The following is a 13,416-nucleotide window of genomic DNA, read 5'->3' as shown; positions in this document are numbered from 1 at the left end:
ATGCTGCAGCAAGACTGCAACGTTAATTTGACCTGAGCCCCAGCCCTCGCGCGATGATGCCGCGCAGGATCTCGCGCGTACCGCCACGCAGCGAATAGGTCGGGCTGACTTGCTCTACGTAAGCCAATGTGCGCAGCAGTTCTGGAGGTATTGCGTGGTCAGGCGTTTGGCTCAAGGTTAGTGCCAGCAGGTCGGGAATGCGCTGCTCCAGTTCTGTACCCAGGTCTTTGACCAAAGCAGCCTCGATGCTGGGGCTGCGGCCACTGGCGAGTTGCCCGGCGACGGCCAGCGACATGGCGCGTAGTGTGGCGAGCTGCGTCAGGATTTCACCGAGCGCGGCGGCGGTATGGGTGTCGTCGATCTGCATGGCACGGCAATGGGACAGCCAGCACTGCACCAGCGCCATGCTGGAATAGATGCGTTCGGGGCCGCTGCGTTCAAACGCCAGTTCTGCATTGACCTGCTGCCATCCATCGCCCTCTGTGCCGATCAGTGCTGACGCATCGAGTGCCACGTTGTCGAAGAACACTTCGGAAAAATGTGCGTCTCCCGCTAGGTCTTCGATAGGGCGTATGGTGATGCCCGGCAGCGACAGGTCGACGATCAGTTGCGACAGCCCCTGGTGCCGATCGCTTGCTGTGCCGGAGGTGCGTACCAGCGCGATCATGTAATGGGACCGATGGGCGTTGGTGGTCCAGATCTTGCTGCCATTGAGCAGCCAGCCGCCCTCTTTGGGCTCGGCTCGCGTGCGGATGCTGGCGAGATCCGAGCCTGAGTTCGGTTCGCTCATGCCGATGCAGAAAAACGCTTCGGCGCGGCAGATGCGGGGCAGATAAAACTGGCGCTGCGCTTCTGTGCCGTACTTCAGAATCAACGGGGCGCTTTGGCGATCGGCGATCCAATGGGCCGATACCGGTGCACCGGCGCACAGCAGCTCCTCGGACAGGACGAATCGCGCAAAATGCCCACGGGCGGCGCCGCCGTATTCGCGGGGCAAGGTCATGCCCAGCCAGCCGCGGGCAGCCAAGGCTTGGCTGAATGCAGCATCAAAGCCCATCCAGGATCGAGCGCGCTGATCGGCCGGCATATCCGCCAACGCGTCGGTCAGAAAGGCGCGTATGTCTGTACGCAGGGATTCGTCTTCGGTGGGAATGGTGGTCAGTTCAAGCGTGTCTATCATGTTGTGGATTAGCGGCTCCTTGGCGTTGGACTATCCCTCTGGAGGCCGATCCTTGTCTAATATTTTTTTATGGCCGCCCGATACATATTTCGTATCGGACGGCGCCAGACCTGTTTTGCCGCAGCGCAGTATGATGAGGGAGTTGCTGCCGGTATGGTGCCGGCATGTCGTGCTCCTGGAGATATTGCATGAATGAAGTCATCATTGCCGCAGCCGCCCGTACCGCTATTGGCGATTTCGGCGGTGCGTTGAAAGATGTGGCGCCCATCGATCTGGGCGCGACTGTCATCAAAGAGGCATTGGCCCGCGCGGGCGTCGGCGGCGACGAGGTGGGACATGTCGCCGTCGGGCATGTGATCAACACCGAGCCGCGCGATATGTATCTGTCGCGTGTGGCGGCCATGAATGCCGGCATCGCCAAAGAGACGCCCGCCTTTAACGTCAACCGCCTGTGCGGTTCCGGGCTGCAGGCCATTGTGTCGGCCGCGCAGACCATTCTGCTGGGCGATGCCGATATCGCCATCGGCGCGGGTGCGGAAAGCATGAGCCGTGCTCCCTATATCGCGCCAGCGCAACGCTGGGGCGCGCGGATGGGCGATGCAGCCTTGCTGGACATGATGACCGGCGCGCTGTCGGATCCGTTTGAGCGCATCCACATGGGGGTGACGGCTGAAAACGTAGCGGCGAAATTCGGCATCAACCGCGCCGACCAGGACGCGTTGGCGGCAGAATCGCACCGCCGCGCGGCGGCTGCGATCGACGCGGGCTATTTCCGCGACCAGATCGTGCCCATCGTCCAGAAAACCCGTAAAGGCGAAGTCGTGTTCGATACCGACGAGCACGTGCGGCGCGACGTGACGGTCGAAGGGTTGGCCGGGCTCAAGACCGTGTTCAAGAAAGAAAACGGGACCGTGACGGCGGGTAATGCCTCGGGCCTGAACGACGGTGCCGCTGCTGTCGTGCTGATGAACGCCTCAGTCGCGGAAAAGCGCGGTGTCAAACCGTTGGCTCGGCTCGTGGCCTATGCGCATGCAGGTGTCGATCCCTCCATCATGGGCATCGGGCCCGTGCCGGCGACTCAGGCCGTGCTCAAGCGTGCCGGCCTGACGGTGGATCAGCTGGACGTCATCGAGGCCAACGAGGCCTTTGCCGCACAGGCGTGCGCGGTATCGCGCGAGTTGGGCCTGGATCCGGCCAAGGTGAACCCGAACGGCAGCGGGATCGGCCTGGGCCATCCGATCGGCGCGACGGGCGCCATCATCACGGTCAAGGCGCTGTATGAACTGCAACGCATCCAAGGCCGCTATGCGCTGGTGACGATGTGCATTGGCGGTGGACAAGGGATTGCCGCGATATTCGAGCGCGTGTAATCCTGCGCCAACACGTCCCGGGGAAGGCTCGCTACAATCACGCGATTATTCGCTGAGACTTTCCGATGCCTGCCCGTACTCGCCCCGCTGCTGCCGATCAGCCCACGCTTTCCGAATCCGAGGGCATCCGTTATCTGCATTTCGGTACGGAATGGATCCAGGGCGCCATGCGCATCAAGGCGCCTGCGGAACTGGTGTTGGAATACACCTCGCAGATGTTGGCCTGGTTGTTGTTTCTGGAGCCGCCCAAAGAGGAATCGATCGGCCTGTTGGGACTGGGGGCGGGCTCTCTGACGCGGTTTTGCCTGAAACACACGCGCAGCCCGCTGACGGTCGTGGAATGGAATCCTCAGGTCACGGCGGTGTGCCAGATGTTTTTCCGCCTGCCGGCATCGCCGCGCCTGACGGTGCATCACGAGGATGCCGCCGTGTGGGTGGCGGACGCGCAGCATGCGGGGAATTGCCCGGTGCTGATGGTGGACTTGTACGATGCCGAGGCTCGCGGGCCGGTACGGGACTCTATTTCGTTTTATCGTGCCTGCCGCCGCGTGCTGGGCGAGGTGGGCGTTTTGTCGGTCAATCTATTCGGCCAGCACGAGAGCTTTGACCGCAATATCGAAAATATACGCCAGGCGTTTGACGACCGCATTGTGCTGTTGCCCGAGATCGACGCAGGGAATCAGATCGTGCTGGCGTTCAGCGGCCCATCGTTGGCCATTACCCCGGCGCAATTGCTAGCCCGGGCGGAAATCGTGGAAAGCCAATATGGGTTACCGGCCCGGCGCTGGGCCCGGGCGTTGACTAGGCACGCCGTTGACGGAGTGCTGTACTTTTAAGGCGGGGCTGGTATGTGGCCCCACCTTCGGTATCAAGCCCGCAAGCGTTAGGGCGGGCTGCCAAACAAGGCGCCGATGCCCGCTGTCACGGCCATGGCCAATGTGCCCCAGAAGGCCACACGCAGCGTGCTTCTGACGACGGATGCGCCACCGATCATGGCGGCAATAGCGCCGAGCAACGCCAAAAAGAAAATGCTGGTGGCCACCGTCCATGGCAGCAATGACTGTGCCGGGGCCAGCACCACCACGGCCAATGGCAGCGCCGCGCCCACCGCAAAGCTGGCGGCTGAAGCCACCGCTGCCTGCAGCGGGCGGGCGCGCAGCGTTTCCGTGATGCCAATCTCGTCGCGGGCGTGAGAGCCCAGCGCATCATGTTCCATCAATTGCGTCGCGACTTCGGCCGCCAGTTGAGGATCCAGTCCACGCCGCACGTAAATCCCTGTCAGTTCCCGGTGCTCGCCCGCCGGATTAGCCAACAATTCCCGGCGTTCTTGCGCGAGGTCGGCTTTTTCGGTATCCGCCTGCGAATAGACGGATACGAACTCGCCCGCGGCCATCGACATGGAGCCGGCGGCCAGCGCGGCGATGGCGGTGGTCAGGATGCTGGCGTGGCTGACGTTGGCCGCCGCGACCCCTGCAATCAGGCTGGCAGTGGAAATGATGCCGTCATTGGCGCCGAGCACTGAGGCACGCAGCCATCCAATACGTCCCGTACGATGGGGTTCAGCGTGAGCGCGGTAGTGAGGATGGGGCACAGGGAAGAGAAGCTTATGTGAGTTGAGGTGTAGTCTGCTTCTGGAAAGGATACGCGAAATTTCCTGACAGGATGTTGCGGGCCGCGCTGGCGGACGGGGCCGAATTCGCATGGCAAGGGATTACCCCAGGAGGAAGGGGGCTATCGCTTCAGCGCCGGAATGGCTATGATCAAGATTCCTATAATTATGAATTACAGGACTCCAAACAGGCTCGCCATGACTGCACCTATTGTTCGTCAAGCGCTGTATCTCGAGGTCGCCGACCGGTTGCGCGACATGATTCGCTCGCGGGCGCTGGCCAGCGGCGAATGGATCGACGAGGTGTACCTGACGGGCGTCCTCGGCATTTCCCGCACGCCCTTGCGCGAGGCGCTGAAGGTCTTGGCGACCGAAGGGCTGGTGCGGCTGGAGCCGCGCCGCGGGTGTTTCGTCAACGAGCTGTCGTTGCAGGACCTGGAAGACATCTTTCCCCTGATGGCCATGCTGGAGGGGCGCTGTGCGCATGAGGCGGCATTGAAAGCCTCCGATGATGAGCTCGCCGGGCTGGAATCGCTGCATCGGGCACTGCAAACGCATGCCGCGGCGGGCGAGGTCGATGCGTATTACGACACCAATGCGCAGATCCACGAGGCCGTCCAGGCGCTGGCGAACAATCGCTGGCTGTCGGACATGGTGGGGAATTTACGCAAGGTGCTGAGCCTGTTTCGCCACAAGAGCCTGACGGTGCCCGGGCGAATCACCGAGTCCTGCGCCGAACACATGGCCATCTTTGCCGCCCTGAAAGCCCGTGACCCTGAGGCAGCCGAGGCGCTGGCCCGCAAACATTTGCTGCGTCAACTGGACGCCTTGCGTCTGCTGGCCCAGCGGGCCGAGGCCGCGGCCGTGACGACAGCTGTTCATTCATCATCCCCTTCATCCTCAAATACGTCTGCTATCCAGGAGGTTCCCCATGACAGCCCTAGACTCCAGTCCGCTCGCACGCGGCGCTCGGCCGCCTGAGGGCGATACCGTGTCAGATGAAAAGGCGGTTGCAGAGAGCGCAGGGCTGATGGCCCGGCTGGGACGTCTGTGGGACAGAGACCGTCCTCCTAGCACTGCAGAAATTTTGCCGCTGTTCCAGGCACGGTTGACCGACGTCGCCGCGAACAAGTTGGCGCGCACCTGGTGCGCTGCGTATACCGCGGCGGACGGTAAGCGCCGGCGCGAATTGTTGACGGGCCTGGCGCAAGTCGATGCCGGTTTACAGCCGCGTGGCGACCGCGGGCTGGCGTTTTTCAAGCGTCTGAATGCGTTGCCCGATGGCTTGCGTTTCCTGGTGGCATTGCGTGCCGATATGCTGCGTTGGCGCAAACAGGTGGCAGGCCTGCAGGCGTTGGACAAGGATCTGGAAAGCCTGCTGTCGGCCTGGTTTGACGTGGGGTTGCTGGAGCTGCGCCCCTTGACCTGGGACTCGCCGGCATCGTTGTTGGAAAAACTGATCATCTATGAGGCCGTGCACGAGATCCGGTCATGGGATGATCTGCGCCATCGCGTCGCGCCGGATCGGCGTTGCTATGCCTATTTCCATCCGCAAATGCCGGATGTGCCGTTGATCTTTGTCGAGGTGGCTTTTGCCACGCAGATGGCCGACAACGTACAGGTCGTGCTGGATACGACCGCGCCGCCAGCGGATCTGGACAAGGCCCGCTGGGCGATTTTCTATTCCATCTCGAATACGCAGCCGGGATTGCGCGGGATCAGTTTTGGTAATTTTCTGCTCAAGCGTGTGATTGAGCGACTCGTCGAGGAACTGCCCAAGCTGCGTTTCTTTGCCACCTTGTCGCCGATTCCTGGGCTGGTCGACTGGCTGTCGCGTTTGAGTGCGGCGGAAGTCGAGAAAATTGTGCGCGACAAGGGCCGCACGAGGGCCGGCGCGCCCGATGGCGCCCGCTGGGCGGCCAGGCTGTCCAAGGCTGCGACAGGCAAACCGTCTGAGGTGGTGCAGCGTGCCGGCATGAAGCTGGTAGCGCAATATTTATTGACGATGAAAAACAATCAGCCCATTGATCCCGTCGCGCGTTTTCACCTGGGCAACGGTGCGCGTATCGAGCGGCTGAATTGGGCGGCGGATACGTCGGCCAAGGGACTGGGCCAATCCTGCGGCATGATGGTGAATTATCTGTATGACTTGGATGACCTGGACAGCAATCTCGAGCAATTGGGGCAGGGCAAACCGCGTGTGAGCCGTGGTATTGCGCGGATTGCATAGTGAATGGGCAAAACAATGAATAAGCATGACGCATCATCTGTAGAGCTTGCGCCGGACAGCGTACAGCTGACGCGCGAGGGCGGTTTGGCCTGGGTGACGTTATCGCACCCCGGACGGTTGAACGCCATTACCGTGTCGATGTGGAATCAGTTGCGCGTGGTATTCGACACGCTGTCCGCAGACGATTCTGTGCGCTGCGTGATCGTCCGTGGCGAGGGCGGTCAGTTTGCTGCGGGGGCGGACATTCGCGAGTTTCCCGCGGTACGGGGTGACTTGTCCCAAGTGCGCCACTATCACCAGCATATTCTCGCGCCGGCGCTACAGGCGGTGGCGGATTGTCCACATCCCGTCGTCGCACAGCTAGAGGGCGTCTGTGTGGGGGGCGGGCTGGAAATCGCCTGTCAGGCCGACCTGCGGATCGCGGGGGCATCGACGCGCTTCGGGGTGCCGATCAACAAATTGGGGTTCCCGATGGCGCCCGACGAAATGCGGGGCTTGCTGGCGTTGGTCGGCCGCGCGACGACCATGGCGATTCTGCTCGAGGGGCGCGTATTCGATGCCGGCGAAGCGCTTTCGCTGGGGCTATTGACCCGTGTCGTGCCGGATGCCGAGCTCGCCGATCAGACCCGTGCCTGTGCCGAGCGTATTATGCGTGGCGCGCCGTTGGCCGCACGTATCAACAAGCGGCAGTCGCGCCATTTGCAGCAAGGCGCACCGCTGGACGAATCCCATTATCAAGACTTTTTTTCTTATGCCGACAGTCACGACCATCGCGAAGGCGTCGACGCCTTTCTGGCTGGCCGGACACCGGTATTCACTGGAGACTAAATAAGGTGAGCAACGCCAATCTGTACACTGTGCTGGCTAGCGGCTTTCCCGCAGATCGCAGTCAAATCGCCCTGGAAACGCCTGAGCTGCTTTACACCTGGGACGATATCGATCACGCCAGTGCGTGCCTGGCTAATTTGTTGACCTCGTTGAATTTACCCGAGGGGTCGCGCGTCGCGGTACAAGTTGAAAAATCCCCCGAAGCGCTGTTGCTTTATCTGGCCACGTTGCGGGCCGGGCTGGTGTATTTGCCTTTGAATACGGCCTATCGCGAGTCGGAAATTTCGTATTTCCTGGGCGATGCGGAGCCTGCGGTGGTGGTGTGCTCCAGCAAAAATCTGAGCTGGGTCAGCAAGGCCGCCGCGCAGGCCGGTACCGCTCATGTCTATACGCTCGATGAGGATCGCACGGGCACCCTGCTGCATGCGGCCGCAGGCCAGAGCCGGTCGTTCAAGGACGTCGTGCGTAAGGCGGATGATTTGGCCGCGATCCTGTACACGTCGGGGACCACGGGCCGCAGCAAGGGGGCGATGTTGTCGCACGGCAACCTGGCCTCCAATGCGCAGGTGTTGCATCGGTATTGGGGCTGGCGTTCGGACGACGTGCTGCTGCATATGCTGCCGATCTTTCACGTGCACGGCTTGTTTGTGGCCTCTCACGGCGCGCTGTTGGCCGGTGCCCGCATGATTTGGCTGCCCAAGCTCGACGTCGAACAAGCATTGCATTACCTGCCGCGTTGCACGGTGATGATGGGCGTGCCGACCTATTACGTCCGTCTGTTGGCCGAGGCGCGCTTCAATCGCAAGGTATGCGCGCGCATGCGTTTGTTCATTTCCGGCTCGGCGCCGCTGTTGATGGAGACCTTCAACGATTTCCGCGAGCGCACGGGGCAGTCCATTCTCGAACGCTACGGCATGAGCGAGACGGTGATGCTGACCTCCAATCCCTACGATGCGGCCGATGGCGAACGCCGTGGCGGTACCGTGGGCAAAGCCTTGCCGGGCGTGCAGGTCCGCGTCGTCGATGACAATGGCGTCGAGCAGGGCGCGGGCGATATTGGCAATGTGCAGGTGCGTGGTCCGAATGTGTTCTCGGGCTACTGGCGCATGCCGGAAAAAACGCGCGAAGAGTTCACCTCGGACGGTTGGTTCCGTACCGGCGATGTGGGCCGTTGGGGCGGCGAATCCGGTGGTGCAGCGGTGCCCGACGATTACTTGTCTATTGTCGGCCGCAGCAAAGACCTGATCATCTCCGGCGGCTACAACGTCTATCCCAAAGAAATCGAACTGATCATTGACGAAATGCCCGGCGTGATGGAGTCGGCCGTCATCGGCGTACCCCATCCGGATTTTGGCGAAGCCGTGGTTGCCGTCGTCGTCGCACGCGAGGGTGCTGCTCTGGACGTCGCTGCGATGCAGGCCGAGCTGAAAAGCCGGATCGCCAATTTCAAAGTGCCCAAGCAATTGCATCTGATCGATCAGTTGCCGCGCAACACGATGGGCAAAGTTCAAAAGAACGTTCTGCGCGAGTCATATAAGACTGCGTGACCTTCGATTAACCGCGCCAGACAGGAGGCTCGCTCACCAGCTCATTCTTATTGGATCCGTCGTGCTGGCAGACTCACAGGCCTGGACCGGGCTCGATCCTGGTCTGCGAGGCGACGGAAATCCGAGACAGTCTCGCGGTCTTTGGAGAGAGGCGCAGGCTGTCCGGCGACACACTGATGCATTCATATAAAACCAATACGGGCAGCATTTCCGTGCTGTTTCAATCGAGGAGACGAAATGAAGCATTCCATGATTCGTGCATTGAGCTTGGCAGCCGCGCTGGGGGCCAGCGCGGCTTTGGCACCGACCGCCGCCTTGGCCGATTGGCCTGAGCATCCTATCAATTTGATCGTGCCGTTTCCCGCTGGTGGCGGCACTGACACGTTTGCACGGCCGTTGGCTCAGCAACTGAGCACACAGCTGGGGCAGACCGTCGTGGTCGATAACAAAGGCGGCGCTGGCGGAACCGTCGGCGCCTCCGTGGCCGCAAAAGCGAAAGGCGACGGCTACACATTTTTTATGGGCGGTGCGCATCATGTCGTGGCACCTGCGCTCTACAAGAACCTGACCTACAACATCCAAAAGGATTTCATCCCGGTGGCGCTGTTGGCGCAGCCGCCTCAGGTGGTCGTGATCAACACATCCAGGTTGCCCGTGAAGACCTTGCAGGAGTTCATCGAGTATGCGCGCAAACGCCCCGGCGAAATCAATTTCGGCACGGCGGGTAAGGGCAGCACGCACCATTTGGCCGGCGAACTGTTTGCCATGCAGACGGGGATCAAGCTCGTCGATGTGCCGTATCAGGGCGCGGGCCCGATGTTGTCGGCGTTGATCGGTGGACAGGTGGACCTGGCTTTTGACGGTTTAGGTTCGTCGGCAGGTCATATTCGATCCGGTACTATCAAGCCACTGGCCGTCGCTGCGGTCCAGCGATCGCCGTCGTTCCCTGATGTGCCGACCGCCGCCGAGGCAGGCGTGCCGAACTATGAAGTATCGACCTGGTACGCCTTGTGGGCACCGGCAGGTACGCCCAAGCCCATCGTCGACAAGATGATCGCCGAGGTGAGCAAAGCCTTGAATACTCCCAAGATCAAGGAAACGTGGGCAGGCAACGGTTCGGCCACGCCGGATCTCACTGGCGAAAAATTCGGCGCCTTTGTCGATAGTGAAATCGTCCGATGGGGCAAGGTCGTCAAAGATTCGGGAGTGACGCTGGATTGACGAAAGGTAAACCGCTCGCGGCACACTAGTCGTGATGCAGCGGTTTATCGGGCCTTGTGGCGAGCCGCTGCACTGACTGGATGAGTCGCGTAATAACCGGTGTCAGCGGTGTTTGGGGCATGACGTGAGGCGAACTGTCGTGGCGACAGCATTTTTCAGGGATTACCCCCGCCACCAAGTCCGCCGCGACACGTTAGACTTAGCGGTTTCACAGGCGTGTGAGCTTGGCGGTCAGTTGCCAGGCTCACACGCTGATAAGTAAACCAACACCCAAACGGTGCAAGGAGTAGACCCGATGCTGATCGGAAAAAAACATTTTCTGACGGTGGGCGCAGTGGCGGTGGCGTTGGCTATCCACGCTGTTCCTGCTGTTGCGGCGCAACAAAAATCGGTGGCCGTGACGGCTATCGTCGAGCATCCCGCCCTGGATGCCGTACGTGATGGCGTCCAGGACGCCCTGAAAAAAGCCGGCTACGAGCCCGGCAAGAATCTCAAATGGCAATATCAGAGCGCGCAGGGCAATACCGGCACGGCCGCACAGATCGCCCGCAAGTTCGTCGGCGACCGTCCTGACGCCATTGTGGCCATCGCGACGCCGTCGGCCCAGTCGGTCGTCGCTGCGACCAAGGACGTGCCAGTGGTGTACTCGGCAGTGACGGACCCTGTGGCTGCGCAACTCGTGCCCAGCATGGAGCCTTCAGGTACCAACGTGACCGGTGTGTCCGATCTGCTGGCCTTGGACAAACAGGTCGAGTTGATCAAAAAGGTCGTGCCCAACGCCAAACGCGTTGGCATGGTCTACAACCCCGGCGAGGCCAACTCGGTGGTGGTGGTCAAACGATTGCAGGAACTGCTGCCCAAGGCCGGCTTGACGCTGGTCGAGGCCGCCGCGCCTCGCACCGTTGACGTCGCCTCAGCCGCGCGCAGCCTGATCGGCAAGGTCGATGTGATCTACACCAATACCGACAATAACGTGGTGTCGGCCTACGAGGCTCTGGTGAAAGTCGGCAACGACGCCAAGATTCCCCTGGTGGCCTCGGACACCGATAGCGTAAAGCGCGGTGCCATCGCGGCGCTGGGGATCGACTATCACGATCTGGGCGTGCAAACGGGCAAGATCGTGGTGCGTATTCTCAAGGGCGAAAAACCGGGCGCGATCGCCTCGGAAACCAGTTCGAACCTCCGCCTGTTTGTGAACCCGGGCGCGGCCACCAAACAAGGTGTTACGCTGTCGGATGCGTTGGTGAAGTCGGCGGCAGAGATCATCAAATAATTCCGCCACTGCTGGCCCGACGGGCCAGCAGTTTGTTTTTAACTGAACATAATTCAAGGTAATGCCAGCTGGGTTCACGAGACCTGGCGGGTCAGATTCTATTCATGTCCTTATTCTCTTTGCTGGGCGCACTGGAAATTGGCCTGATTTTCAGCTTGGTCGCGCTAGGCGTCTTTATTTCCTTTCGGCTGCTGCGTTTTCCCGATCTGACCGTGGATGGCAGCTTTCCCTTAGGCGGCGCAGTCGCCGCGACATTGATTTCCGGGGGCGTGGATCCCTTTACCGCTACGTTGGCCGCCACAGCGGCTGGGGCCGTGGCCGGGCTCATCACCGGTTGGCTGAACGTCAAACTGCGCATCATGGATCTGCTGGCCAGCATCCTGATGATGATCGCCTTGTACTCCGTGAACCTGCGCATCATGGGCAAGCCCAATGTGCCACTCATCACCGAGCCGACCGTCTTTACTATCTTGCAGCCCGAATGGCTAAGCGATTATGTAGCGCGTCCGCTGATCCTGGTCGGCGTCGTCCTGATCGTCAAGCTGCTGCTCGACTGGTTCCTGTCCACCCAATCGGGCCTGGCCATGCGCGCGACTGGCTCCAACGGCCGCATGGCGCGCGCCCAGGGGGTGAACACCGGCGGCATGATCCTGGCCGGCATGGCCCTGTCCAACGCCCTCGTCGGCCTGGCCGGCGCCTTGTTCGCGCAAACACAAGGAGGCTCGGATATCTCTATGGGGATCGGGACCATCGTGATCGGCTTGGCGGCCGTGATTGTCGGCGAAAGCATCCTGCCGTCTCGCAAACTCGTATTGGCCACCTTGGCGGTCATCATCGGCGCGTTGGTGTACCGGCTCTTTATCGCTTTGGCGCTGAATAGCGATTTCATTGGCCTGCAGGCCCAAGACCTGAATCTCGTCACTGCCGTATTGGTCACCATTGCTCTGGTGATCCCGATGTTGAAGCGCCGCTTGATCGGCAAGAAAGGAGCCTGATCATGTTGCGTGCACAAGATTTGAAAATGACTTTCAACGCGGGAACGCCGATTGAAACACGCGCGTTGCGTGGATTGTCGCTGGAGATTCCCAGTGGCCAGTTCGTGACCGTCATCGGTTCAAACGGGGCGGGCAAGTCGACGTTCCTGAATGCCGTTTCTGGCGATTTGCCCGTCGATTCCGGCCGGATCGAAATCAACGGCGAAGACGTGACCCGCAAGCCCGTCTGGGAACGCGCAGGCCGTGTCGCACGCGTATTCCAGGACCCGATGGCAGGTACTTGCGAGGATCTGAGCATCGAGGAAAATATGGCGCTGGCTCAAATGCGAGGCGCTCGCCGGGGCTTTGGCCGCGCCGTCAAAGTCAGCATGCGAGATGGGTTCCGGGAACGGCTCGCTACATTGGGGCTAGGGCTGGAAAACCGCTTGACCGATCGCATCGGTCTGCTCTCGGGCGGGCAGCGTCAGGCAGTCAGCTTGTTGATGGCGGCGTTGCAGCCGTCCCGGATTCTGTTGCTGGATGAGCATACGGCCGCGTTGGATCCGCGTACGGCGGATTTTGTTCTGCAATTGACCGCTCGTATCGTGGCGGAGAGCAAGCTCACGACAATGATGGTGACTCACAGCATGCGGCAGGCGCTCGATGTGGGAGATCGTACCGTCATGCTGCATCAAGGGCAGGTCGTGCTGGATGTTTCCGGTGATGAGCGCAAAGGGATGGATGTGCCGGACTTGCTGGCGATGTTTGAGCGGGTTCGGGGAGAGAAACTCTCGGACGACGCGCTGCTGCTGGGGTAGTACGCGTTTCTTTGTATTTTCGTAATAGCAGTTATTGTTGTGACGCCCTCCCCATAGCATCCGCCAATAATAGACATTGTGAGCCGGGGGCCGTCATGTAAAGGCTGCGCTGGCCCGTTGAGTCCGCCGAGCCACCCTCGTCAGGCGGGGGGCAGTCGGCTGGGCATGTTTGAGCGCAGCGCAGCGGAGCGAGTTTGCCCAGCCGCCCCGCCTGGCGAGGGTGGTGAAGGGCAGTCTGGCCGCGCAGGCGGCCAGACCGGACGATAGGGCCAGTGCAGCCTTTACATGACGGCCCCCGGCGGCTAAAGAACTCATCTATTTGCGAGCAGATTCCGCCCACGCAGATAAACACCTGCATCAATCCTG

12 protein-coding genes are annotated in these 13,416 nt (G+C 61.1%); 10 read left to right on the top strand and 2 right to left on the bottom strand.

The window, feature by feature from the left end:
* Window positions 1–22: 22 nt before the first annotated feature.
* Window positions 23–1,180 carry an acyl-CoA dehydrogenase family protein gene (locus ACYVI2_RS05265; protein ID WP_415820599.1) on the bottom strand — a complete coding sequence of 386 codons (1,158 nt, stop codon included), beginning with the start codon at window positions 1,178–1,180 and terminating at the stop codon, window positions 23–25.
* Window positions 1,181–1,368: 188 nt separating this feature from the next.
* Between ACYVI2_RS05265 and bktB the strand changes: the two genes are divergently transcribed.
* On the top strand, window positions 1,369–2,550 hold the full coding sequence (gene bktB, locus ACYVI2_RS05260) for a beta-ketothiolase BktB (protein WP_415820600.1): 1,182 nt from the start codon (window positions 1,369–1,371) through the stop codon (window positions 2,548–2,550).
* Between the two features lie 65 nt (window positions 2,551–2,615).
* Entirely contained in the window at window positions 2,616–3,386 is a 771-nt protein-coding gene (locus ACYVI2_RS05255; RefSeq protein WP_415820601.1) for a spermine/spermidine synthase domain-containing protein, read from the top strand.
* A 47-nt stretch (window positions 3,387–3,433) separates the two neighbouring features.
* Here ACYVI2_RS05255 and ACYVI2_RS05250 read toward each other — a convergent pair whose 3' ends face one another.
* Window positions 3,434–4,141 (bottom strand): VIT1/CCC1 transporter family protein, encoded by a 708-nt coding sequence (locus ACYVI2_RS05250; protein ID WP_415820602.1) that lies wholly within the window; start codon window positions 4,139–4,141, stop codon window positions 3,434–3,436.
* Window positions 4,142–4,357: 216 nt separating this feature from the next.
* Between ACYVI2_RS05250 and ACYVI2_RS05245 the strand changes: the two genes are divergently transcribed.
* The 8 genes from ACYVI2_RS05245 to ACYVI2_RS05210 all read left to right on the top strand — a co-directional run bounded on the left by ACYVI2_RS05245 (window position 4,358) and on the right by ACYVI2_RS05210 (window position 13,050).
* Entirely contained in the window at window positions 4,358–5,140 is a 783-nt protein-coding gene (locus ACYVI2_RS05245; protein ID WP_415820603.1) for a GntR family transcriptional regulator, read from the top strand.
* Complete coding sequence (locus ACYVI2_RS05240; protein WP_415820604.1) at window positions 5,091–6,389, top strand: malonyl-CoA decarboxylase domain-containing protein; 1,299 nt, start codon at window positions 5,091–5,093, stop codon at window positions 6,387–6,389. The genes ACYVI2_RS05245 and ACYVI2_RS05240 overlap by 50 nt, the downstream gene beginning before the upstream one ends.
* Before the next feature lie 15 nt (window positions 6,390–6,404).
* On the top strand, window positions 6,405–7,217 hold the full coding sequence (locus ACYVI2_RS05235; protein ID WP_415820605.1) for an enoyl-CoA hydratase/isomerase family protein: 813 nt from the start codon (window positions 6,405–6,407) through the stop codon (window positions 7,215–7,217).
* A 5-nt stretch (window positions 7,218–7,222) separates the two neighbouring features.
* Window positions 7,223–8,764, top strand: a complete 1,542-nt coding sequence (locus ACYVI2_RS05230) for a malonate--CoA ligase (protein ID WP_415820606.1) — start codon at window positions 7,223–7,225, stop codon at window positions 8,762–8,764.
* Window positions 8,765–9,001: 237 nt separating this feature from the next.
* On the top strand, window positions 9,002–9,985 hold the full coding sequence (locus tag ACYVI2_RS05225) for a Bug family tripartite tricarboxylate transporter substrate binding protein (RefSeq protein ID WP_415820607.1): 984 nt from the start codon (window positions 9,002–9,004) through the stop codon (window positions 9,983–9,985).
* A 295-nt stretch (window positions 9,986–10,280) separates the two neighbouring features.
* Window positions 10,281–11,258: an ABC transporter substrate-binding protein gene (locus ACYVI2_RS05220; protein WP_415820608.1), complete on the top strand. Its 978-nt coding sequence runs from the start codon at window positions 10,281–10,283 to the stop codon at window positions 11,256–11,258.
* 104 nt (window positions 11,259–11,362) lie between these two features.
* Window positions 11,363–12,253, top strand: a complete 891-nt coding sequence (locus ACYVI2_RS05215; RefSeq protein WP_415820609.1) for an ABC transporter permease — start codon at window positions 11,363–11,365, stop codon at window positions 12,251–12,253.
* 2 nt (window positions 12,254–12,255) lie between these two features.
* Window positions 12,256–13,050 carry an ABC transporter ATP-binding protein gene (locus tag ACYVI2_RS05210; protein WP_415820610.1) on the top strand — a complete coding sequence of 265 codons (795 nt, stop codon included), beginning with the start codon at window positions 12,256–12,258 and terminating at the stop codon, window positions 13,048–13,050.
* Window positions 13,051–13,416 lie beyond the last annotated feature (366 nt).

The sequence above is a fragment of the Bordetella tumbae genome, from assembly GCF_054780995.1.
This window is presented reverse-complemented; position numbering and strand designations above follow the sequence as displayed.